Origin of the sequence: Amycolatopsis jejuensis (assembly GCF_000717335.1) — a bacterium.
GTDB classification, from domain to species: Bacteria; Actinomycetota; Actinomycetes; order Mycobacteriales; family Pseudonocardiaceae; genus Amycolatopsis; species Amycolatopsis jejuensis.
In genome coordinates this window covers 149,331-172,270 of sequence record NZ_JNYZ01000021.1, presented here as the reverse complement: position 1 = coordinate 172,270, position 22,940 = coordinate 149,331, and the positions used below count along the sequence as shown (strand labels likewise).

General features: G+C 68.6%; 21 protein-coding genes and 1 tRNA gene. 13 read left to right on the top strand and 9 right to left on the bottom strand.

Annotation, left to right across the window (positions count from 1 at the left end; translation table 11 throughout):
• Positions 1-23 precede the first annotated feature (23 nt).
• The 5 genes from OO71_RS28440 to OO71_RS28420 all read left to right on the top strand — a co-directional run bounded on the left by OO71_RS28440 (position 24) and on the right by OO71_RS28420 (position 4,805).
• Entirely contained in the window at positions 24-1,289 is a 1,266-nt protein-coding gene (locus OO71_RS28440; RefSeq protein ID WP_033292984.1) for an aspartate kinase, read from the top strand.
• The gene (locus tag OO71_RS28435) at positions 1,289-2,329 is read left to right on the top strand and encodes an aspartate-semialdehyde dehydrogenase (protein WP_033292983.1); all 1,041 of its coding nucleotides are present in this window, start codon (positions 1,289-1,291) and stop codon (positions 2,327-2,329) included. The genes OO71_RS28440 and OO71_RS28435 overlap by 1 nt, the downstream gene beginning before the upstream one ends.
• Before the next feature lie 92 nt (positions 2,330-2,421).
• Positions 2,422-3,612, top strand: coding sequence for an RtcB family protein (locus OO71_RS28430; protein ID WP_033292982.1), 1,191 nt, complete (start codon positions 2,422-2,424; stop codon positions 3,610-3,612).
• 56 nt (positions 3,613-3,668) lie between these two features.
• A complete protein-coding gene (locus OO71_RS28425; protein ID WP_033292981.1) occupies positions 3,669-4,046 on the top strand; it encodes a hypothetical protein in 378 nt (125 codons plus the stop codon).
• Positions 4,047-4,106: 60 nt separating this feature from the next.
• Complete coding sequence (locus OO71_RS28420) at positions 4,107-4,805, top strand: IclR family transcriptional regulator (protein WP_051792404.1); 699 nt, start codon at positions 4,107-4,109, stop codon at positions 4,803-4,805.
• Here the strand turns inward: OO71_RS28420 and OO71_RS28415 are convergent, their stop codons facing one another.
• The 4 genes from OO71_RS28415 to OO71_RS28400 all read right to left on the bottom strand — a co-directional run bounded on the left by OO71_RS28415 (position 4,806) and on the right by OO71_RS28400 (position 9,986).
• Positions 4,806-6,044, bottom strand: a complete 1,239-nt coding sequence (locus OO71_RS28415; RefSeq protein ID WP_033292980.1) for a M24 family metallopeptidase — start codon at positions 6,042-6,044, stop codon at positions 4,806-4,808.
• A gap of 13 nt (positions 6,045-6,057) precedes the next feature.
• Positions 6,058-7,299, bottom strand: coding sequence for a M24 family metallopeptidase (locus OO71_RS28410; protein ID WP_033292979.1), 1,242 nt, complete (start codon positions 7,297-7,299; stop codon positions 6,058-6,060).
• Positions 7,300-7,312: 13 nt separating this feature from the next.
• Positions 7,313-8,731 (bottom strand): MFS transporter, encoded by a 1,419-nt coding sequence (locus OO71_RS28405; protein ID WP_033292978.1) that lies wholly within the window; start codon positions 8,729-8,731, stop codon positions 7,313-7,315.
• 97 nt (positions 8,732-8,828) lie between these two features.
• Complete coding sequence (locus OO71_RS28400; protein WP_051792411.1) at positions 8,829-9,986, bottom strand: MFS transporter; 1,158 nt, start codon at positions 9,984-9,986, stop codon at positions 8,829-8,831.
• A 640-nt stretch (positions 9,987-10,626) separates the two neighbouring features.
• Between OO71_RS28400 and OO71_RS28395 the strand changes: the two genes are divergently transcribed.
• The gene (locus OO71_RS28395; RefSeq protein WP_033292977.1) at positions 10,627-11,151 is read left to right on the top strand and encodes a hypothetical protein; all 525 of its coding nucleotides are present in this window, start codon (positions 10,627-10,629) and stop codon (positions 11,149-11,151) included.
• 57 nt (positions 11,152-11,208) lie between these two features.
• On the opposite strand, the gene OO71_RS28390 is transcribed toward OO71_RS28395, so the two are convergent.
• Positions 11,209-12,252 carry an alpha/beta hydrolase gene (locus tag OO71_RS28390; protein WP_033292976.1) on the bottom strand — a complete coding sequence of 348 codons (1,044 nt, stop codon included), beginning with the start codon at positions 12,250-12,252 and terminating at the stop codon, positions 11,209-11,211.
• Between the two features lie 145 nt (positions 12,253-12,397).
• On the opposite strand from OO71_RS28390, the gene OO71_RS28385 reads away from it, so the two are divergent.
• The 5 genes from OO71_RS28385 (at position 12,398) to OO71_RS28365 (ending at position 16,136) form a co-directional block, all read left to right on the top strand.
• Positions 12,398-12,946 carry an NADPH-dependent FMN reductase gene (locus OO71_RS28385; RefSeq protein WP_033293068.1) on the top strand — a complete coding sequence of 183 codons (549 nt, stop codon included), beginning with the start codon at positions 12,398-12,400 and terminating at the stop codon, positions 12,944-12,946.
• A 132-nt stretch (positions 12,947-13,078) separates the two neighbouring features.
• On the top strand, positions 13,079-13,501 hold the full coding sequence (locus OO71_RS28380) for an organic hydroperoxide resistance protein (protein WP_033292975.1): 423 nt from the start codon (positions 13,079-13,081) through the stop codon (positions 13,499-13,501).
• Between the two features lie 22 nt (positions 13,502-13,523).
• On the top strand, positions 13,524-14,000 hold the full coding sequence (locus tag OO71_RS28375) for a Dps family protein (RefSeq protein WP_033292974.1): 477 nt from the start codon (positions 13,524-13,526) through the stop codon (positions 13,998-14,000).
• Positions 14,001-14,090: 90 nt separating this feature from the next.
• Positions 14,091-15,482 carry a glutamate decarboxylase gene (gene gad / locus OO71_RS28370; RefSeq protein WP_033292973.1) on the top strand — a complete coding sequence of 464 codons (1,392 nt, stop codon included), beginning with the start codon at positions 14,091-14,093 and terminating at the stop codon, positions 15,480-15,482.
• 27 nt (positions 15,483-15,509) lie between these two features.
• Positions 15,510-16,136, top strand: a complete 627-nt coding sequence (locus tag OO71_RS28365) for a TIGR03085 family metal-binding protein (protein WP_033292972.1) — start codon at positions 15,510-15,512, stop codon at positions 16,134-16,136.
• A 39-nt stretch (positions 16,137-16,175) separates the two neighbouring features.
• Here OO71_RS28365 and OO71_RS28360 read toward each other — a convergent pair whose 3' ends face one another.
• Entirely contained in the window at positions 16,176-18,023 is a 1,848-nt protein-coding gene (locus OO71_RS28360; protein WP_033292971.1) for a prolyl oligopeptidase family serine peptidase, read from the bottom strand.
• A 66-nt stretch (positions 18,024-18,089) separates the two neighbouring features.
• Between OO71_RS28360 and OO71_RS28355 the strand changes: the two genes are divergently transcribed.
• A complete protein-coding gene (locus tag OO71_RS28355) occupies positions 18,090-18,764 on the top strand; it encodes a methyltransferase domain-containing protein (protein ID WP_051792403.1) in 675 nt (224 codons plus the stop codon).
• A 204-nt stretch (positions 18,765-18,968) separates the two neighbouring features.
• Here OO71_RS28355 and OO71_RS28350 read toward each other — a convergent pair.
• The 3 genes from OO71_RS28350 to OO71_RS28340 all read right to left on the bottom strand — a co-directional run bounded on the left by OO71_RS28350 (position 18,969) and on the right by OO71_RS28340 (position 22,268).
• A tRNA-Pro gene (locus OO71_RS28350) sits at positions 18,969-19,042 on the bottom strand.
• A gap of 29 nt (positions 19,043-19,071) precedes the next feature.
• Positions 19,072-19,998: a metallophosphoesterase gene (locus OO71_RS28345; protein WP_425388708.1), complete on the bottom strand. Its 927-nt coding sequence runs from the start codon at positions 19,996-19,998 to the stop codon at positions 19,072-19,074.
• A gap of 125 nt (positions 19,999-20,123) precedes the next feature.
• A complete protein-coding gene (locus OO71_RS28340; RefSeq protein WP_245633800.1) occupies positions 20,124-22,268 on the bottom strand; it encodes a transglycosylase domain-containing protein in 2,145 nt (714 codons plus the stop codon).
• A gap of 322 nt (positions 22,269-22,590) precedes the next feature.
• On the opposite strand from OO71_RS28340, the gene OO71_RS28335 reads away from it, so the two are divergent.
• Entirely contained in the window at positions 22,591-22,884 is a 294-nt protein-coding gene (locus OO71_RS28335) for a WhiB family transcriptional regulator (RefSeq protein WP_033292969.1), read from the top strand.
• Positions 22,885-22,940 lie beyond the last annotated feature (56 nt).

Sequence of the window (22,940 nt, the reverse complement as noted above, 5' to 3'; positions counted from 1 at the left end):
CGGTCCGTCAAGGAGGTTCGGGCGTGGCCCTCGTGGTCCAGAAGTACGGCGGATCGTCGCTGGAAAGTGCCGACCGGATCAAGCGCGTGGCGGAACGGATCGTCGCCACCAAGAAGGCGGGCAACGACGTCGTCGTCGTGTGCTCGGCGATGGGTGACACCACCGACGAGCTGCTGGATCTGGCGCAGCAGGTGAACCCGGCGCCGCCGGAGCGGGAGATGGACATGCTGCTCACCGCCGGTGAGCGCATCTCGAACGCACTGGTCGCGATGGCGATTTCCGCGCACGGCGCGCAGGCGTGGTCGTTCACCGGTTCGCAGGCGGGTGTGGTCACCACGTCCGTGCACGGCAACGCGCGCATCATCGACGTCACGCCGAGCCGCGTCACCGAGGCGCTGGAACAGGGTTACGTCGCGCTCGTCGCCGGTTTCCAGGGCGTGGCACAGGACACCAAGGACATCACCACGCTCGGCCGCGGCGGTTCCGACACCACGGCCGTCGCGCTCGCCGCGGCGCTGAACGCCGACGTGTGCGAGATCTACTCCGATGTGGACGGTGTGTACTCGGCCGACCCGCGGATCGTGCCGGACGCCAAGAAGCTCGACACCATCCCGTACGAGGAGATGCTGGAGCTCGCGGCAAGCGGGTCGAAGATCCTGCACTTGCGGTCGGTCGAGTACGCGCGCCGCTACGGCGTGCCGATCCGAGTCCGTTCTTCCTACAGCGACAAGCCGGGCACCACAGTGACCGGATCGATCGAGGAGATCCCCGTGGAACAAGCACTGATCACCGGTGTGGCACACGACCGCTCGGAGGCGAAGATCACCGTCACCGGCGTGCCGGACCACGCCGGTGCCGCGGGCCGTATCTTCCGGGTCGTCGCCGACGCCGAGATCGACATCGACATGGTGCTGCAGAACGTGTCCAGCACCGTGTCCGGGCGCACCGACATCACGTTCACGCTGTCGAAGGCCAACGGCGCCAAGGCGGTCAAGGAACTCGAGAAGATCAAGGCGGAGATCGGGTTCGAGTCGGTGCTGTACGACGACCACGTCGGCAAGGTGTCGCTCGTCGGCGCCGGAATGCGTTCGCACCCTGGCGTCACGGCGACCTTCTGCGAGGCGCTGGCCAGCGCGGGCGTGAACATCGAAATCATCAACACCTCGGAGATCCGCATTTCGGTGCTGATCCGCGACGCGCAGCTCGACGAGGCCGTGCGCGCGATCCACGAGGCGTTCGAACTGGGCGGCGACGAGGAAGCCGTCGTCTACGCGGGGAGTGGTCGCTGATGGGTACCGGACTGAACGTCGGAGTGGTCGGGGCGACCGGCCAGGTCGGCGCCGTGATGCGCAAGCTGCTCGACGAGCGGGACTTCCCGGTCGGGCAGATCCGGTACTTCGCCTCGTCCCGTTCGGCCGGGCGCACCTTGCCGTGGCGCGGCGAGGAAATCACCGTCGAGGACACCGCCACCGCTGATCTGTCCGGTTTGGACATTGCGCTGTTTTCCGCCGGTGGCGCCACTTCACGCGAGCAGGCGCCGCGGTTCGCCGCAGCGGGCGCGATCGTGGTGGACAACTCGTCGGCGTTCCGGCTCGACCCGGACGTGCCGCTGATCGTCAGCGAGGTCAACCCGGAAGCGGTCAAGGAAGCTCGCAAGGGCATCATCGCGAACCCCAACTGCACCACCATGGCCGCGATGCCGGTGCTCAAGCCGCTGCACGACGAAGCGGGCTTGGTGCGGATGATCGCGAGCACGTACCAAGCGGTGTCCGGCAGTGGCCTGGCCGGGGTCGACGAGCTGGCCGCGCAGGTCAACGCCGTCGCCACGCGTGCGGCCTCTCTCACCCACGACGGTTCGGCGGTCGATTTCCCTGCTCCGGCAAAGTATGTCGCGCCGATTGCGTTCAACGTGCTGCCGATGGCCGGGTCCGTGGTGGACGACGGGTCGTTCGAGACCGACGAGGAACAGAAGCTGCGCAACGAAAGCCGCAAGATCCTCGGGATTCCGGACCTGCTGGTGTCCGGCACCTGCGTGCGCGTGCCGGTGTTCACCGGGCACTCGCTGTCGGTGAACGTGGAGTTCGAGCGGCCGCTGTCGGTGGAACGCGCGACGGAGTTGCTGTCGAAGGCGCCCGGCGTGCAGCTGTCGGACGTACCCACTCCGCTGCAGGCGGCGGGCGTGGACCCGAGCTTCGTCGGCCGCATCCGCACCGACCCTGGCGTGCCGGATGGCCGTGGACTGGCGCTTTTCGTCGCGGCGGACAACCTCCGCAAGGGAGCCGCGCTCAACACGGTGCAGATCGCGGAGCTGGTGGCGCAGAACCGCTGACCGTCCTTTGTGGACGCGGTAAAAACAGTGGCGCCGTGATCGCCGCTGGGTGATCCTTGACCGGAACGCAACTTCTCCGGGAAGGGAAAGAAATGTACACGGCCGTGGACGGCGAGCGGGTTCCGATCCGGATGTGGGCGGACCCCGCGTCGGTCGAGGAACAGGCGATGCGCCAGCTGCGCAACGTCGCGAACCTGCCGTGGGTGCACGGCGTCGCGGTGATGCCGGACGTCCACTACGGCAAGGGCGCCACGGTGGGCAGCGTCATCGCCATGCGCGACGCAGTGTCCCCGGCGGCGGTCGGCGTCGACATCGGGTGCGGGATGAGCGCGGTACGCACGTCGCTCACCGCGGCCGACCTGCCCGACGATCTCGGCAAGCTGCGGCGGCGGATCGAATCCGCCGTACCGGTCGGGTTCGGGCTGCACAAGACGCCGGTCAACCCCGCGAAGGTGCACGGCGTCGGTGGCTGGGACGCGTTCTGGAAGTCGTTCGGCGACCTGCACGAAGGCGTTCAGGGCTTGCACGACCGGGCGGCGCGCCAGGTCGGCAGCCTCGGCGGCGGCAACCACTTCATCGAGGTCTGCCTCGAACAGGATGGTCCCGACGAGGGCCGGGTGTGGCTGATGCTGCATTCCGGGTCGCGCAACATCGGCAAGGAACTCGCCGAGCGGCACATGGCGGTCGCGCGGAAACTGCCGCACAACCGCGACCTGCCGGACCCGGACCTGGCGGTATTCGTCGCGGGCACGCCGGAAATGCAGGCGTACCGGCGTGACCTGTTCTGGGCACAGGACTACGCGGCCCGGAACCGGGCGACGATGGTCGCGCTGGTGAAGCTCGCGGTCGCGGAAGTCGTTCCCGGAACCACGTTCGGCGACGCGATTTCGTGCCACCACAACTACGTCGCCGAGGAAACCTACGACGGCGTCGACCTGCTCGTCACCCGCAAGGGCGCGATCCGGGCCGGTTCGGGCGACCTCGGGATCATCCCGGGCAGCATGGGAACCGGTTCGTACATCGTGCGCGGTCTGGGCAACACCGCGTCGTTCGAATCGGCGTCGCACGGCGCCGGGCGGCGGATGTCGCGGAACAAGGCACGCAAGACGTTCACCGCCGAGGACCTCGCCGCGCAGACCGCCGGGGTCGAATGCCGGAAGGACTCCGGCGTGGTCGACGAGATCCCGGCTGCGTACAAGGACATCGATTCGGTGATCCGGGCGCAGACGGACCTGGTCGAGGTGGTCGCGCACCTCAAGCAGGTGGTGTGCGTGAAGGGCTGAGGGCACCCGCGGGCGAATCGTGCCGGTTCGTCCGCGGGACCCGCTAGGCTGACCCCATGAAGAGGTGGGGAGTGGCCGCCGTGCTCGCGGTGACCGGCACGATGCTGGCCGGATGCGACCAGGTCAACTCGGCGGTCGATACGGCGAACAACACGGCGAGCAAGGTCTCCGCGTGCACCGAGGCACTCGGTCTTGCCGACCTGAACCCGCTCGTCGACGCCGACAAGCTTAAGGCCCGCGCGCAGGACAAGGAACGCCGGCTGCGCGAACTGGCCTCGGACGTGCAGGAGCAGGACGTGAAGAACGCGCTGCTCGGCATGGCCGACTCGTATGTGGAGGTGCAGAAGGAGCATCTCCAGGACGCCGGGGTGATCGCCAGGTGGACGAAGCGGAACCTGGAGAAGCTGGACACCCTGCGCAAGGTGTGCACCTGACCGCCGATCGTCCACAGTGCACGACCCACGGGGCGGTACGCTCCACCGGTGGGTGGTGACATGACGACGGCCGAGGATGCGCGACCACGGGGGGAGCGCCGGTCGCAGACTCTCGAACGCGGCTTGGCCGTCTTGGACCTGCTCCGCGGCGGCCCGCACACCGTGCAGCAAGTGGCGGACGCGTTGTCCCTCAACCGGTCGGTCGTCTACCGCTTGCTGCTCACCCTGCAGGACCGGCGGCTCGCCGTCCGCGACAGCGAGGGGCGTTTCCGCCTCGGCTCCGCGCTGCTGGAGTTCGTGCGGGCCTTCGAGGGTGACCTCCAACGGGCTGCTCATCCGCACGTTTCCTCGCTGGCCGAGGAACTCGATGCCACCGCGGCGATCAGCATCGAGGAGGAGTCGGAGGCGGTCTGCGTGATGTCGGTGCAGCCGCGTTCGGGCAGCCTGCACGTCGCGCTGCCGGTCGGCTTCCGGCACCCGCTGAGCCGTGGGTCGGACGGTCTCGCGCTCCTGTCGTCCCGGCCCCCGCTCCCCGGCGAGCGCCCGGAGGTCGCGCTGGCCAGGGAACGGGGTTACGCGGTGAGCTCGGGCGAAATGCAGCAAGGGGTGGTGTCGATGTCCGCCCCGGTCGCCGTGCCGTTCGGCAACGCGCCCGCAGTCGTTTCGGTGCTGCTGCTCACCACTTCGGCCAGCGGCCAGGAAGCGGTCGCGGAGAAGCTTGTCGCGGTTGCGCAGCAGATTTCGGCGTCGTTCGGCTGATCAACCGGCGATGTGCAGTTCGCTGGAGTACTTGTTCAGCTCCTCGACGCCGTCCTTGCCCACGAGCACGGTGCCGCCGAAGTTCACCCGGTACCGGTCGAGACACGCGTTCGGTTCCAGTTGCAGCAGCATGCCGCTCTCCAGCGTCGCGTCCGCCGAGGGCGGCAGCGGGCGCAGCCATTCGTACGTCTGCGCCTCGGGAAGTTCCTCCACGCCACGCAGCACCGGGCCGATCAGCGTGAGTGGATTCAGGTTGTGCGCCAACGGACTCAGGTGCCAGCACCCCGCCGCCAGCAGCGGTTGGTCCATGGCCGTGCACACCGACTGGAACGAACGGCCGGGGGTCACCGCGCGCAACCCCTCGTCGTAAGACCGCCGCGCGACCGACGCGAGTGCGTACGTGCGTTCGGCAACCGGTGGCACCGCTACCGCGACCTGCTGCTGCGTTTCCACCCCGGCCCAGGTGACGAAGATTTCCGCGAGCACGACGTCTCCGGGCGCAATCGTGCGTGGCGGCCCGCCCGCTTGGCACCACCAGTTCGGCGGTCCCCAGCCGAGGTTGTCCGGGCCGGACCGAAGCAGCAGATGAGGATGCGTGGTGACGGCGCCGTGGCGGAAAATCGTGCTGGACACCGCAGCGTAGATTTCCGCGTCGGTGGCGCCGACCTGGGTGGTCGCTACCATGGCTTCGCTTGCCAGATCACCGATTGCCGCGGCGTGGCGGGCCGCCGCGATTTCCTCGGCGCTCTTGCACATCATCAGCTCGGCGAAGCCCGAGGACACCTCGACCAGCGTGGCGTCGGGCAGGATTTCGACGAGCGCCGACCAGGTCGAGAATGGAATGATGCCTTCCATCTCCATCGGGCCTTCGCTGCGCAAGCCGACGACCCCGATGCGCGAGCGTGCAAAACCCCGCTCCTGCAATACTTTTCCGACCAACGGCCCGAGCCGGACGCCGGGGCGCGCGTCGGGGATCCACCAGGTCCGGTCCCCGCTTGCCGACTCGAACCGCTGGGTGATCCGGTGCGCTTGGGTGACCAGGTACGTCGGCTCCCCGGACAGCGGCAGCACGACAATGCCCTCGTACGCCTCGCCGGAAAGGTAAGCGTCGTACCGTTCGCGGCCGCGCAACCCGGCCACGATCAGGCAAGCCAGGTCGTGCTGCCGCATCAGTCCGCGGGCCAGCTCCCATCGCCGGTCGCGTTCGTCCAGCGACAGCACAGGTCCTTCCTCGATCATGATTCCTCCGCAGTCACGCGACGGTGTTGAGCCGGGTCGGCAGGCTGTTGAGTTCCTCGGCTCCGTTCGCGGTCACCAGTACCGTGCCGCCGACAGTCACGCGGCGCCGGTCACGGCAGGCGTTCGGCTCGAGTTCGATCACCATGCCTTCGCGAAGTTCGGCGTCGCCAGTGCGGGGCAGCGGGCGTAAACCGTGGTAGCGATCGCGATCCGGCAGCTGCTCGCAGCCATGGCACATCGCACCATTGAGGACGATCGGCGTCATCGTCTGCACCAGCGGGGCGATGTGCCAGCAACCCGCGCCCAGCACCACTTCCTGCATTGCCTCGTCGACGTCGGCGAATCGGGCCCCGGGCCGGATTGCGGCCAGACCGGCGTCGTAGCAATCCCGAGCGATTTCGGCGAGGAACGCGTGTTCCCGGTCCGGTGGCCCGACAGACACCGACATCTGTTGCTGTGTCTCGATTCCGCCGTACACCGAGAAGATCTCCGCCTGTACCAGGTCGCCCGGCTGAACGGTCCGGGAGCCGCCCGCGGTGTAGAGCCACGGCGGGGCACTGATGGTGAAATGCTCGGTCCCGGTGCGCATGATGAGGTGCGGGGGCACCGTCGCGGCGGCGTTCCGGTAAATGGTGTGCAGGACGGTCGCGTAGATCTCGGCTTCGGGCACCCCGGCCCTGGTCACGTCCAGCATCGCCTGACAGGCCTTTTCCCCGACCGCCGCGCCGTACCGCGCGAGGGCGAGTTCCTCTTCGCTCTTCGGCAGCATCAGCAGGCCGAAATCGAAAGACACGTCCTGGAAATCGGCTTGCGGCAGGTGCTGTACCACCTGGGTCCACATCGCCTGGGGCACGATCCCGTCGGCTTCCGCCGGACCGTTGCTGGCGAGCCCGACCACGCCGACCCGTCCCCGCGCGTGGCCCAGTTCCGTGAGCACTTCGGGCAGCAACGCGCCAAGACTGCCGGACCGGAGGTCCGAGATCCAGTACTCCCGTTCCTGGCCCACGACGTCGAACCGGCCGGTGACCTTGGTGGGTGCCCAGGTGAGGTGTACCGGCGGGGCGGTGGCGGAGAACACGACGATGCCGTCCAAGACCTCGTTCGCCAGGTAGCCCTCGTACCGCTCCCGGCCGCGCAGCCCCGCCGCCAGCAGGCAATCGAGGTCGTGCTCGCGCAGGAAATCGCGGACCAGGGACCAGCGGCGATCCCGTTCGGCGATCGAGAGCGTGGGCAAGGTGTTGATGACGGCCGTCATGCGGCGGGTCCTTTCATTCGGCGTTCCGGGAGACGGGCTGACTGCGTGGGGAAGCCACGAGCTCGTCGGAGAGCTGTTCGAGGGTCTGGTTGTTCGTCCGGGTGCCGAAGGCCACCAGCACGATCACGCCGACGGCGATCACCGTGGCCAGCAACGCGAAAACGCCAGCGGCGCCGAGTCCGTTCACGGTGAAGCCGATGATGATCGGGGCGAGGATGGCGCCGATCCGGCCGAAGGCGTTCGCCGAGCCGAATCCGGTTCCGCGCAGGCTGGTCGGATACTGCTCCGGGACGTAGGTGTAGATGGCGCCGATGGCGGCGCCGTTCGCGCCGATCACCGCGCAACCGAAGATGACGGTGGACATCGGGCTGTGCCAGGACGCCATCGCGAATCCGCACATCGCGGTGAGCGCCATCCACATCGCGACCAGTTTGGGGCGGGAGATCCGGTCGCTGAGCATGGCCGAGATGAAGTACCCGGGCACGGCTCCGGCCTGCACGATGGCGGTCAGCAGAAGACTGCGGTTGATTTCCACGCCTTGGCTCACCAGAAGACTCGGTGCCCAGGACGAGAAACCCCAGTTGCAGAACTGGATGGCGAAAATGGCGACCCACACCACGGCGGTCCGGCGGGCCAGCCGTCCGCTCCACAATCGGCGGAATGCCTGCAGCGGCGGATCTGCCGGTTGCGGACGGCCGACCGGTTTTCCGGCGGGGACCGGCGGAAGCGGCGTGCCCAGCCGTTGCTCGACCCGGCGTTCCAGATCGCTGACGACGGCCTCGGCCTCGCTTGCCCGCCCGTGTTCGAGCAGCCAGCGCGGTGACTCCGGAAGCCGCCTGCGCCACCAGAGAAGCAGGAAGACCGGAAGTCCCAGTACGAAAAGGAAGTACCGCCAGCCGTCCGCGAACGGCGTGACGATCGCGTACGCGAGCAACGGCGTGGGGAAACCGCCAAGAGCCAGGTAGCCGGACAGCGTTCCGACGTACTTTCCGCGCGCCCGGCCCGGGACGAACTCGGACAGGTACGTCGGGAGCACGGCTGCCTCGGCACCCAGGCCGATGCCGGCCAGCGTGCGCATCACGAACAGGAAACCCCAGGTCGGCGAGAACGCCGCGATCATCGTGAACAGGGAGAACGCACCCAGCGCGTACATGATGATCCGTCGCCGGCCGAGCCGGTCGGCCAGTACCCCGGCGATCACCGCGCCCACGGCCATGCCCAGCAGAGAGGCACTCGCCAGCAGGCCCGCGTCCGCGGACGTGAGGCCGAAATGCTTGCTGAGCACCGGAAGCAGGACGCTGAGCGCCAGGATGTCGATGCTTTCGAAGATCGCGCCGACCCCGATGACGTTCAGCAGCCCGAACTGGACGCGCGTGAACGGCAGCCGATCGAGGCGGCGCAGGAGATCGGTCGCACCATGGTCAGTCGTCATGGCCCACCTCCTCTAACCCATAATGGGTTGTCATGTTCTATAATGGGTTAGAGGATGGTAGCCAGCGGTCCGGCCGGACACAAGCGTCAAGGGGAACTCAGCGACGGGCGCGCACGGCGGCAGCCAGCTCGGGCGCCTGCGCCGGGGCGCGGCGCAGTGACCACACCAAACCCAAGGCTGCCAACGCCAATCCACCGAGTCCGGCCGCGGCGAAGCCCCACGCCGGGCTCAAGTGGTCGATCGCGAAGCCGACGACCGGGCTACCCGCGGCCAGCCCCAGGCGGGTCGACGCGTCCTGCAGGCCCATCGCCTCGCCGCGCACCGACGGCGGCGCCAGCGCGCTCACGTTTTCCGTGGTGGCTGCGAGCGCCGGCGCGCAGAGCAGGTTCGTCGGGATCAGGACCAGCATCAGCAGCCACCACGGTTGCGTCGCCAGCCCGACCGGGATCACCAGCAGCGCCAGCAGCAGCATCAGCCAGCCTTGCGGCAACGACTTCCGGACGGCGCCGTGCACGATGCCGCCGAGGATCGAGGCCGCGCACATCACGGCGATGACCAGGCCGGTCCAGCCGATGTCGTTGTGCGCGCGCAGTGCGGCCAGTGTCGCGACCTCCGTGCCGACTAGGCAGAACAACGTTCCGGCGGCAATCAGCAAGGTGGCCAGCAGCCGTCCGGTGAGCCACGACCGCAGTGGCGGCCGGGTGCCTCCGGCGGGGGCGACCTCGTCCTCGTTCCGGATCGGCGGGTTGAGCAGGAAGATCAACAACGCCGTGCTGCCGAAGATGGTGCCGATCCCGCTGAGGGTGAAGGTGGCCGACAGCGACGAGATCGCCGCGATCCCGGCCGCCGGGCCGATCATGAACGACGTCTCCACCAGGATGGTGTCCAGCGAGTACGCCGCCCGCCGCTGGTCAGCGGGTACGAGCGCGGCCAGGATCTGCCTCGCCAGCGAACCGGCGGGCACCGACAGCACGCCGGCCGGCAGCGCGCACGCGACCAGCGCGCCGTACGAAAGATGAGGTGCCGCGAACCAGAATGCGGTGGACGACAGCCCGCACACCGCGACCACCGGGCGCAGGCCGTACCGATCGATCGTGCGCCCGAGCACCGGCGCCCCGAGTGCCATCCCCAGCGTGGTGGCCGCACCGACGACGCCCGCCGCCCCGTAGCCCCGGCCGAGGCCGCTGACCACGTACAGCGTGAGGGTGACGCCGGTCATCGTCATCGGCAGGCGCGCGAGGAACATGAGCGCCATCGACGAACGGACCCCGGCGACGGCCAGGACGCGGCGGTACGGCTGGAAAGGCACGTACCCCATGAGAGCAAAACCTGGTACGAGCGTGCAACTTCTTTTCGTCACACTGCCGGTGCCAGGGAGGGGCCGGAAATGTGGTCACGACCTGGGTGATAACGTCCGAGGCACAGAAATAATTGCATTCCCGGCGCAGTTTCGTGAACATTTTTTCACATTTCTGCGGCCACCACGGAGTGAGCCCGGTGGAGTGGTGGCGATTCCCGGGAAATGGGGGATCGCGGCCGACCGTGACCGGATGCCCCGGCGGCGGTGCGTGCGTGGGGGACACCCCGCTCGGAGCAGTGGCGACACGCGGCCCGACGGGGTGACGAAGGTAATCGATCACGAACTACGCCTGTGTGGGTGAGCAAGCAGCCCATTAGGGGGCCATGATCACGATGAGTCAGATTCGGATCCCACGAAGCTGATCATCGGGGGTAAGCGCAAGCCGCCCACGTTAATCAATTGCGGGCCGATTCGGGGCCGTTGGATTCGGCACGTAAGGGTTAGAAAAACTCTCTATCCGGTGATCGGCTGGTGCTCGGTCGACACGGCGGGTATCGATTTATCCGTCAGGTCCCCAGAGGCCAGGAGGTAGAAAATGAAAGGCAAGATCGGGCGGATCATCGCTCTGATAGCCGCCGGCAGCTTGCTGGCTGTCGGCACTTCGGGGATGGCGTCCGCGAGCCCGGCGGGTGGCAAGGGCTCCTCGTCGACCCAAGCCGTCGCCGCGCAGGTGCTGCAGCTGCGCGACGACCTGACCAAGGCGGCGTACGCGGGCAATGTCGCGAAGACCCGCGCCGACCTCGATCGGCTCAGTCCCGTGCTCGCGGACCTCGCGGCGGGCAAGCGCTACCAGATCCAGTCGGAAACGCAGCAGCTCTCGTCGGCGGCGAAGGTCCGTGCGGACGAGTCCAACCGCCTGCTCACCGACCCGACCGCGACGCCGCAGCAGATTCCACCGCTGCCGCTGCCGCCGATCCCGGACCTGCCCGGTCCGCTGAAGATCGTGAGTGACCTGCTGAAGGCCCTGCTGGGCGCGGTCACCGGCATCCTGGGCGGGCTGCTCGGGTCGCTGCCCGTCCCGCCGCTGCCGGTGCCGCCGGTACCGGTTCCGGGGGCCTAGCGGGAAGCCGAACCGGAACGGAGCCTGGTGCGGTCTGCCGCATCAGGCTCCGTTCTGTCATGACAGGCCTTGCCGCAACGCGCCCGCCAGCTCGGAAACTGCTTCCCGGAACCGGGTCCCGACGCCGGTGAAGTTCAGGAACCCGTGGATCAGGTCCGCCTGCCTGCTCACGGCCACCGGTACCCCCGCAGCGCGCAGTTTTTCCGCGTACGCCTCACCTTCGTCGCGAAGCGGGTCGAAGCCCGCGGTCACCACGTACGCCGGCGGCAGTCCACTGTGGTCAGTCGCGCACAGCGGTGACAGCCGCGGGTCGGCCTTGTCGGTGCCCTCGGGTACGTAGTGGCCCTCGAACCAGCCGATTGCGTCGTCGGTGAGGAAGAGGTCGTCCGCGAACAGGTCGCGCGATCGGCGGCGCGTGGTGAAGTCCACCGCCGGGTAGATCAACAGCTGGAACGCGGGCGCCGGACCGCCGCGCCGGGTCGTCTCCAGAGCGACGACTGCCGCCAGGTTGCCGCCCGCGCTGTCGCCGCCGACGGCGATCCGGTCCGGGTCCGCCCCGAGGTCGGCCGCCTTGGCGTACGCGAAGTCGAACGCGGCGACGGCGTCCTCGGCCGCACCCGGGAAGGTCACCTCCGGAGCGAGCCGATACTCCACCGATAGCACCCGTACCCCGGCCTGTTTCGCCAGGTAGCGCGCGGCGTTGTCGTGCGTGGCCCGGCTGCCGACCACCCATCCGCCGCCGTGGAGGAACACCAGCAGCGGCGATGGCTCCGGCAGCCCGCCGGGGGTGTAGAGCGTGGCTTCGAGCGTCGAGCTGCCGGACGGGATGGCGACCTCGCGCGTCGTGACCGGCTCGATCTGCTTGCCGCTGACCAGGTGCCGGGCCAGCTCCAGCAGCGCGCGCGACTCCGCCACCGACCCGTGCACCAGCGCGGCCCCGGTGATCTTCTGCAGCCGGAGCAGCAGCTGGGCGTCGAGCGCGAGCTCTTGGCCGTCGAGCCGTACGGGCGGTCCGGCGAGCAGCCGGCGTACCGGCCGGGGCAGCCAGAACGTCAGTTGCGCGGCTGCGGCCTGTGCCCGGATCTGCAGCGGGATCGCCATTCGTGCCTCCTCGAACGCCGGATGCCCCGAGGTTACTCGTGAGTAGGTACGTTGGTCCAGTCGGGCTGTGACCCAGGACTCCGTCCCAAATCCTGGTCCTCCAGTTAGGTGGAGGAGATAGCCTGCCTTGGTGGGTTCGACAACGGTGCTCGGGATCGGCGGCTCGCTGCGGGAAGGTTCGCAGTCCGAACGCGCGCTGCGCATTGCGCTGGACGCGGCCGCCGCGCGCGGGGTCGCGACCGAGCTGATCCCCGGGCCGGAGCTGGTGCTGCCGTTCTACGACACGGCCATCACCGAACGGGACGAACGCGCGGTGCGGCTCATCGAGGGCGTGCGCCGGGCGGACGGGATCATCGTGGTCTCGCCCGGCTACCACGGCGCGCTGTCCGGCCTGGTCAAGAACGCTCTCGACTACCTCGAAGACCTGCGCGAGGACTCCCGCCCCTACCTCGACGGCCGCGCGGTCGGCCTCGCCGCGGTCGCCTACGGCTGGCAGGCCGCGGTCACCACTCTCGACCAGCTGCGCACGATCACGCACGCGCTGCGCGGGTGGGCCACCCCGCTGGGTGGTTCGATCAACTCCGCCGAGACCAAGTTCGACGAGGCAGGCGGCGCGTCCGACGAGAAGAGCGTGCGCACGCTGCGGCTCATCGGAGAGCAGGTCGCCGACCACGCGCTGGCCCGTTCCCGCTGACGTTTCGCCGTACCGCCGAACGGTTATTCCCGGGGTGATGACCGCCATGCCGGGCACCATTCTGCGGATGCGGAACGTTGATCTCGGGAGAGACGCGCACTACGGACGCGTCCCGACGAGGAGGTAGGAAGCATGGCCGATCCGATTTACACCGCCGTCGCGACCGCACGAGGCGAAGGCCGCAACGGCGAGGTGACCTCCTCGGACGGCGTGATCGACGAATCGCTGGCGATCCCCAAGGAAATGGGTGGTCCCGGCGGGGACAAGACCAACCCGGAGCAGCTGTTCGCCGCGGGGTACTCGGCCTGCTTCCTGAGCGCGTTGCAGGCAGTGGCGCGCCAGGGCAAGGTCCCGCTCCCGGCGGCGACGGTGACCGGCGAGGTCAGCCTGTACAAGCAGGACGCGGGTTTCAAGCTGGGCGTGCAGCTCGACGTCACGCTGCCCGGCCTGGCCAAAGCCGACGCCGACCGGCTGGTCGAGCAGGCACACCAGGTCTGCCCGTACTCCAACGCAACCCGCGGCAACATCGACGTCAAGTTCACGACGACCGTGTGACACCTGAGGAGGGACACGCGCCATGAGCACTTCCCCGATCAAGAGCCCGCTGTCCGAAGCGGACAAGGAAATCACCGGCAACGCACTGCAGGCGACGCTCACCGACCTGATCGACCTGTCGCTGATCGCCAAGCAGGCGCACTGGAACGTGGTGGGCAAGAACTTCCGCAGTGCCCACCTGCAGCTTGACGAGCTGGTGAGCACCGCTCGGCAGTACGTCGACGAGGTGGCCGAGCGTGCTGCCGCCATCGGGGTTTCGCCCAACGGCAAGGCGAAGACGGTCGTCGAGACCTCCGGTGCGCCCGAGTACCCGGACAACTGGCAGTCGGTGGACTCCACGATCGCCGCGATCGTCGACACCCTCGCGAAGCTGATCGAGCGGCTCCGGGGGCGCATCGACGAGACCGACAAGAGCGACCTCGTCACGCAGGACCTGCTGATCGAGATCACCCGCGCGCTGGAAGAGGCGCACTGGATGTGGCAGGCGCAGCAGGCCTGACCCGCGTCCGCGCGAAAGCCGCCCGCCGCCGCTGCGGGCGGCTTTCGCGCGCAGTGGTACTGGCCCGCGTGCGGCAGTAGGTTCGCTGCCATGGTGCTGCATCAGGGAAAGCAAGATCGGGCGGACCGGAAACCGGGGACGAATCCGTTGTACGCCGGGGGCAATCCGGCGCTCGCCGCGGACTTCGCGATGCCGCACGACCGGCTGCGCGACGATTCGCTTCCGCCGGACGCCGCTCTGCAGCTCGTGCGCGACGAGCTGATGCTCGACGGCAACGCCCGGCTCAACCTCGCCACGTTCGTCACCACGTGGATGGAGCCGCAGGCCCGCGAGCTGATGGCCGAATGCGTCGACAAGAACATGATCGACAAGGACGAGTACCCGCAGACCGCGGAGCTCGAGCGGCGGTGCGTCAACATCCTCGCCGACCTCTGGCACGCGCCCGATCTCGCGGACATCATGGGCTGCTCCACCACCGGGTCGTCCGAGGCCTGCATGCTCGCCGGGATGGCGTTGAAGCGGCGGTGGTCGAAGCTGGGCCGCACCGGCAAGCCGAACCTGGTGATGGGTGTCAACGTCCAGGTGTGCTGGGAAAAGTTCTGCGAGTACTGGGAGGTCGAACCGCGGCTGGTGCCGATGGACGGCGACCGCTTCCACCTGTCCGCCGAAGAAGCGGTGAAACGCTGCGACGAGAACACGATCGGCGTCGTCGCGATCCTCGGGTCCACTTTCGACGGCAGCTACGAACCGGTCGCGGAGATCGTGGCGGCGCTCGATGCACTGGCCGAGCGCACCGGCTGGGACATTCCGGTACACGTCGACGGCGCGTCGGGCGCGATGATCGCCCCGTTCCTCGACGAGGACCTGGTGTGGGACTTCCGGCTGCCGCGCGTCGCGTCGATCAACACGTCCGGGCACAAGTACGGGCTGGTGTACCCGGGGGTCGGCTGGGTCGTGTGGCGGGACAAGGCCGCGCTGCCGGAAGAGCTGGTGTTCAACGTCAACTACCTCGGCGGCGACATGCCGACTTTCGCGCTCAATTTCTCCCGCCCGGGCGCGGAGGTGGCCGCGCAGTACTACACGTTCGTCCGGCTGGGTCGCGAAGGTTTCCGTGCGGTACAACAGGCTTCGCGTGATGTGGCGATGTATCTCGCGTCCTCGATCACCGAGCTGGGGCCGTTCGAGCTGCTCACGCACGGCGATCAGCTGCCGGTGTTCGCCTTCACGACGCGCGCGGACGTGAGCGGTTTCGACGTCTTCGACGTGTCCCGGCGGCTCCGCGAACGCGGCTGGCTCGTGCCCGCGTACACGTTCCCGGACAACCGCACGGACCTGGCGGTGCTGCGCGTGGTCGTCCGCAACGGCTTCACCCACGACCTGGCCGACCTGCTGCTCGCCGACCTGAAGCGGGCGCTGCCGGAGCTGACCCGGCAGACGTCTCCGCAGCACGATGCAGCCACGTCGACGGCTTTCCACCACTAGGCGCTACTCGCGGGTAATGTGGGTGGCATGGGCCTTGCCAGAGACGAACGTCAAGCGCTGAGCGAGCTGTTCGAGCAGGTCGGCCCGGATGCGCAAACGCTGTGCGAGGGCTGGCGCACGCGCGATCTCGCTGCCCACCTGGTGGTGCGGGAACACCGGCTGGACGCGGCGCCGGGCATTGTCGTGCCTGCGCTGGCGGGTTACACCCAGCGCGTGCAGGAACGCGAGGCCGCGCGGCCGTGGTCCGAGCTGGTCGCCGCTGTTCGGCGCGGTCCTTCCCGGTTCTGGCCGACGTCTCTCGGACCGCTGGACGAGCTCACCAACAGCGCGGAATTCCTGGTCCACCACGAGGACGTCCGCCGTGCACAGCCGGGTTGGGAACCACGCCCCGCGGACCCGTCCCGCTCGGCCGCAGCCTGGCGGCTGGCCACCAGGTCGGCGAAGCTGAACCTGCGCAAAGCACCGGTGGGCGTGGTGCTGCGGACTCCGGACGGGCGGTCGGCCTCGGTCAAATCGGGCACCCCGGTGGTGACGGTGACCGGTGATCCGGTCGACCTGCTGCTGTTCGTCTTCGGCCGGGATGCGGTGCAGCTGACGTACGAGGGTGACGAATCCGCGGTGGAACAACTGGCGGGAACGAAACGCGGAATCTGACGGGCCGCCCGGCTTTCGCGGCCGGACGGCCCGGCGACCTCAGCGCATTCCCAGCGCCCGCAAGGCGAAGTACACCTCGATCGACGTCTGCTTGATCGTCTCCGCGATCACCAGGGAGCCGTGTCCTGCGTCGTAGCGGTAGAACTCGTGCGCCGCACCTCGCTTGCCCAGCCGGTCCAGGTAGTTCTCGATCTGGCGGATCGGGCAGCGGGGGTCGTTGTCCCCGGCCAGGACCAGTACCGGGGCGGTCACGGCGTCGACGTACGTGATCGGGGAGCATTCGTGGTACACCGCGGGCACGTCGGCCGGGGCGCCGCCGAACAGGGCGCGGTCGAAGGAACGCAGTTGCTCCATTTCGTCCTCGTACGCGGCCACGTAATCGGCCACCGGCACGCCCGCGACGCCTGCCGCCCAGCGCGACGGCTGAGTACCCAGAGCCAGCAACGTCAGGTACCCGCCCCAGGATGCGCCGTTCACCACGCATTTGTCCGGAATGGACAGTCCACTTTCGACCGCCCAGTCGTGCACGGCCGCCGCGTCCTCGAGTTCGGTGAGGCCAGGACGGCCCTCGATCGCGTCGCGCCACGCCGAGCCGTAGCCGGTGGAGCCGCGGTAGTTCACCTCGACGACGGCGAATCCGGCGTCGAGCCACGTCGCGCGGTACGCGGAGAACCGGTCCTCGTCGGCCGAGTGCGGGCCGCCGTGCAGCGAAAACACCGTGGGCAGCGGGCCTTCGGGCGCATTCGCCGGACGGGACACCAGCGCGTGGATCCGCCCGCCGATGCCGTCCACGAACGCGTCCGTGACCGGCGCCGACCCGGGCGCCCGCTCGCCCGGCGGGGCCAGCAGGACGTCGTCGGCACCGCCGGTCGTGCGGGCTCGCACCGCAGCCGGCTCCGCCGCACTGGACCACGAGTATTCGATCGTTCCGTCCGGACGTACGCCGGCCCCGCCGATCCGGCCCGGCGGAGTGTCCACAGTAGACAGTTCACCGGTGTCGAGATCGAAGCGGTACAACGAACTCCGCGCCTCGTGGAAGTGCACCACCAGCAGCGCGCGGGCGTCCGGATACCAATCGGCGACGACCTCGCCGGGCAGGTCGATCCGCAGCTCCGTCTCGGTGTCCGCGCGTACGTCCCACACGAGAAGTTCTTCGCGGCCACGGCGTTCGTGCAGCACGAGCAGCCGCTGGTCGCCGGGTAGCGGCGAGAATTCCAGCGCCTGCAAGCCTTTTCCTTCGCCGTCCCACTTCTCCGCGACGGTGCCGAAGCCGTCGGTGGACAGCACCCGCAGCGCGGGATGGCGTGAGTCGCCGTGTTCGGAATGCGAGATGGCCAGCAGTGATTCGTCGCGGGACAGCGATGCGACACCGGCGTCGTCGGCATGCTGGTAGAAACGCTCGGTGGTACCGGCGATCTTCGCGAACAGCTCGCTGCCGTCGTCGGTGGACACGCCGGCCGCGATCACCCGGGTACCGATCTCCAGGCCGGCCGGGTAGCCGTCGTGGATGTCCGGGAGCGCCTTGACGGCCGCGGAGCTGTCGGCGTCGAACGGCTGGCTGCGCCAGGAGCCGAACTCGTCGCCGTCGGTGTCGTCGAACCACCAGATCGCGCTGCCGTCCGGCGAGGGCGTGGCGTGCAAGGTGCCGTTGGGCCGGTCGGTGACGCGACGGTGACTGTCAGTGGCCCGGTCCCACGCGTACACCTCCCAGACGCCGCTGGCGTTGGAGACGTACACGTTGGCGTCCGGAGCGTCGCGCGCCCATTCGGGCACCGAGATGCGCGGCGCGTGAAAACGCGCTCGCCAGCGCTTTTCGGCTTCGGCGTCGTCGAACAGGCGGTCCGGGACCACCGCGGGCGGATATTGGTTGCCTGACTGCGTGCTCACCCCTCGATCCTGCCACCTCCGGCCCGTACTGTGTGCGGGGTGCAGGAGGGTTTCGGACGAGACGCAATGTCGACAACAGCAGACCGAGCCGCCTTCGCCCACCCCCTCTTCACCCCGGGAATGACGATTGTCGACCTGGGCTGCGGCCGCTCCCCGATCACCGCGCCACCGAACGCACGCGTAATCGGCGTAGACCTGAACCCCGCACCCTCCACAGTGGACCACGTGACAGCCACCGCCTACGCCCTACCGTTCGCCACCGCCTCCATCGACGCAGTCTTCTCCCACGCGCTCTTCGAACACCTGGAAAACCCCCTGGCAGCCCTGACGGAAATCCACCGCGTCCTCCGCCCAGGCGGCCACCTTGCACTGTCCACATCAGACTGGAGCAGAGCAAAGCTGACCCCGAAAACCCCCAACGCAACAGCCGCCCTGCGCGGCCACTACCTACTGCACCGCCGCCAGGGCGGCGACCCCTTCTACGGCCGCACCGCTCCCACCCACGTAGCCGCCGCAGGCTTCACCAACATCGCCACCCGCACCAAATACCGAGAAGACCACACCTACAAGAACCTGGCCACCCACATCAAAAACGCCCTAGCCGCCGCCCTGACCAACCCCCCAGCCACCGACCACGACCAACTAACCTCCGCCGCCCGCTCCGCCTGGTCCTGGCACAAATCCGCCACCACCGGAGACTTCGCCCAATGCTGGCAAGAACTAACCGCCACCCGCCCCTAACCCCAACCGCCCCACGACACGCACCCACGCCGATACGCAACCCGCTACCCAACCGGCACGCGACCCAACCGGCACATCTAACGATGGGGGTCCAGGGGGCGTGCCCCCTGGCGGGGGTCTGGGGGTCCGACCCCCAGAAGGCACAACGTAGTGAGGGCCCTGAGTCTGCGTGTTCCGCAGACACAGGGCCCTCACACTCACACGTCGGGGTGGCGGGATTTGAACCCACGACCTCCTCGACCCGAACGAGGCACGCTACCAAGCTGCGCCACACCCCGAGGTACTGCTGAGCGGGTCGGGTACGAGTTTAGCGGACGGGTTTGGCGGCTGTTCGCGGGGCCGGTTTGCGGGGGCCGGTGGCACCGGATCCGCGGGGGACCAGCGTCAACAGGCTCGCTTCGGGCGGGCACGCGAAGCGAGCGGGGGCGTACGGCGAGGTGCCGAGCCCGGCGGACACGTGCAGCCACATGTGAGCGCCCCAGCGGGAGGCGCCGCGCGCGCGGGTGCGGTCGAGTTCGCAGTTGGTGACCAGGGCGCCGTACCCGGGGATGCGGAGCTGGCCGCCGTGCGTATGACCGGCGAGGACAAGGTCGTAGCCGTCGGTGGCGAAGGTGTCGAGGACGCGCGGTTCCGGCGAGTGGGTGACGCCGAGCCGGACGGTGGCCGTGGTGTCGGCGGGCCCGGCAATGTCGGAGTAGCGGTCGCGGTGCAAGTGCGGGTCGTCGACCCCGGCGGCGAAGACGGCGCGGCCACCGATGTCGACCGTGCGGCGGACGTGGGTGAGGTCGGTCCAGCCGTGTTCGACGAAGGCCGCGCGCAGGTCACGCCAGGGCAACTGGGTGCCGTGGATGCGCTTCTTCTTGCCGCGGGGCATGAGGTACCGCGCGGGGTTTTTGGGTTTGGGCGCGTAGTAGTCGTTGCTGCCGAAGACGAACAGCCCCGGCCGGTCGAGCAGCGGACCGAGCGCACGCAGCACGGACGGGACAGCGGTGCGGTGCGAAAGGTTGTCACCGGTGTTCACGACGAGGTCCGGCTGGAGCTCCCCGAGCGCGGCGACCCAGCGTTGCTTGGCCCGGTGCCCGGGAAGCATGTGCAGGTCGGAGATGTGCAGCACGGTGAACGGCCGGGTCCCCGGCGCAAGGACGGGCAGCTCGGCGGTCCGCAACTGCCATCGCCGCCGCTCGATCCCGACGGCGTAACCGAGGGTGGCGACCCCCACCGCAAGCGTCCCCACGGCGATCCGTTTCGCGGTGTTGACAGGGGGGCTGGCGGCGGGATTTGCGTTACCGAGCGTACTCACAGGGTCGAGGATACGTGTTCGATCGGGTTGCCTGCCGTGCCCCGGGGACCCTGCCCGCCTCAGCGTGTGTACTCCGGATCCTCCGGTGGCAACGGCGCGGCAGGCTGGCCTTCCATGATCTTCGACATCGCGCCGAACCAGGTCTGTGCCGGGGTCTTGCCGCCGTACATGGAGCCGTGGCCGCAGGTGGTCACGTTGCCGACGCCGTTGTAGCAGAGGCCGCCGCTACCGCCTTCCGGCCGGAACACCATCGCCGCGCCCGCCAGCTGCGGGGTGCCGCCGACGAAGGTCGCCGACCCGTTGTTCTGGGTCGTGCCCGTCTTGCCGATGACCGGGCGGCCGCCCCAGCCTGCGTCGCGGGCGGCTTGTGCCGACGTCCCGGATCCCTGGTCGTCCTTGCTCATGCCGACCGCCAGCGTGTTCGCCAGTCCTTCCGGGACGACCTGTTCGCACGCGGCTTCCTTGACTGCCACCGGTTTCCCGTCGCGGTCGGTGATCGACGAGAGCGGAGTCGGCGGGCACCATTTGCCGCCGCTCAGGATGGTCGCGGCGACGTTCCCCAGTTCCAGGCCGCTCAACGGGCTGAAGCCGAGGGTGAACGCGCCGAAACCGGGGCTGCGGTCGGTGGGCCCGTACGCCTTCGACTGCGGCACGCTCTTCGGGTCCTTCGGATCCACCGGACGGCCGCCAGTGTCACTCGCCATCGTGTTGCGCATGCCGAGCTTGATCGCCATGTCGATGCCCGGCCCGGTGCTGCCGAGCCGGTCCTCGAGCGCCACGAACGCGGTGTTCGGCGAGGTCGCGAGCGCGTTCTGCAACGTGGTCGAGTCGCCGTAGTCACCGGCGTTGCCGACGCAGTACCAGCGCGAGTTCAGCGGTGGTCCGGTGGGCGCGCAGGTGTTGCCGCCACCGGTGAACACGTGCGAGGTGTAGCCGTTGCCGACGGGGATGGTGCTGTAGATCCCCGCGACGTGCTGGTTGAGGACCGCCGCGCTGGTGAAGATCTTGTAACTCGACCCCGCGCCGCCGGTGTTGTAGACGCCCGACGGGAGCGCGTAGGTGGTCTGGCCCTTGTCGGCGTCGATGCCGTAGTCGCGGTTCGCCGCCAGCGCCACCACCTCGTGCCGGTCCTTGCCCGGCCGGATCAGCGACAACGTGTTCGCCACGTTCTTCTGGGTTTTGTCCACCTGGGTCTCGGCGGACACCTTGGCCTCGTGGTTGGCCTTCTCGTCGAGTGTGGTCTTGATCGTGTAGCCGCCGGTGTACAGCTGGTCCTTCGTCATCCCGGCCTTGATGAGGTAGTCCTCGACGTACTGGCAGAAGAACCCGTTCTCCGGACCGGCGCCGGTGCAGTTCGACGCGGGCTTCGACGGCGTGTCCGGCACGACCCCGAGCGGCTCCTGCTTGAACCGCTCGGCGTCCTCCTTCGCGAGTTTCTGGTTGGCGACCATCCGGTCGAGGACCAGGTTGCGTCGCTTCGCGGCCTTGTCCGCGTGGTTCCACGGGTCGAACGTGATCGGGTTGTTCACGAGCCCGGCGAGCAGCGCGGCCTGCGGGACGGTGAGCTTCTCCGGCGTGGTGTTGAAGTAGGCGTGCGCGGCCGCTCCGATGCCGTAGATCTGCCGGGAGAACTCGACGACGTTCAGGTAGCCCGCGAGGATCTGGTCCTTCGACAGCTTCGTCTCGAGGTTGATCGCGATCCGGGCTTCCTTGAGCTTGCGCGAAAGGGTCTGCTCCTGCGCCTTGTCCTGTCCGGACTTGTCACCCCGGTAGACGACGTTGATCAGATAGTTCTTCACGTACTGCTGCGTGATCGTGGAGGCACCCTGCGTGTCGCCACCCGCGGTGTTGGACACCGCGGCACGCAATGTTCGGCCCCAGTTCACCCCATGGTGTTCGTAGAACGCCTTGTCCTCGGCCGACAGCAGGGCCCATTTCGTGGCTTCGTTGATCTGGTTCGGCGCCACCGGGATCCGGTACTGGTCGTACAGCGTGGCGATCGGCTTGCCCCCGGAGTCGGTGATCGTGGTCACCAGCGGCGGAGGGATGTCGGCGAGGTCGGACGACGTTTTGTCCACCGTTTCGCTCGCCTGGTTGGACACCACTCCGGCAGCGCCCACCACGGGGAACATGATGCCGGCGACGAGCACCCCCGCGAGCAGGCACAGACCGATGAGCTTGAACAGACCGTCCGTTTTGCGCACGAGGGCCAGGGTACTGAAACCCTGTGGTGCCGCCGTGACCTCACACCTCGACAGGGTGCAGACGGTGACAAAACGGACCCCGTGTGGTGACTTCCGGTAACGGAATGCATGCTAGGTCTTGGCGGAGGGAACCGAGGGACCCTACAGTCCGTCAACGTCTCACGTAGATGCCGACAAGCGGACCAGAGGTTGGTCCGGGCGGAGGCAGCGGCACCGGGGAGGTGCCGTCACCGACGTGCGGCGAGGGAAGAAACGCTCGCGGGGGTGGGAGCGGGAGCTTCGCCTTCGCTGGTGTCATACACCAGATGAGGGAGCTGGGGGTATGCAAACCAACCAGTCGAGCTGGCGGGTGAACGCCTCGTGCCGGGACGCTGATCCCGACGGGTTGTTCGTCCGAGGCGCCGAGCAGAACCGGGCGAAAGCCGTGTGCATGGGGTGCCCGGTCCGCACGGAATGCCTCGCCGAGGCACTCGACAGCCGGATCAATTTCGGGGTCTGGGGCGGGATGACGGAACGGGAGCGCCGAGCGCTGCTACGCCGTCGCCCGGACGTGACCAGCTGGACCGAACTCCTGGAGGCCGCGAAGCGAGACGCACTCGCCACAGCGGCGGGCTGACCTCCGGGTGGGTGCCGCGGTTTCACCGCCGCGGCACTCACGAGGAGTTGTCGCGC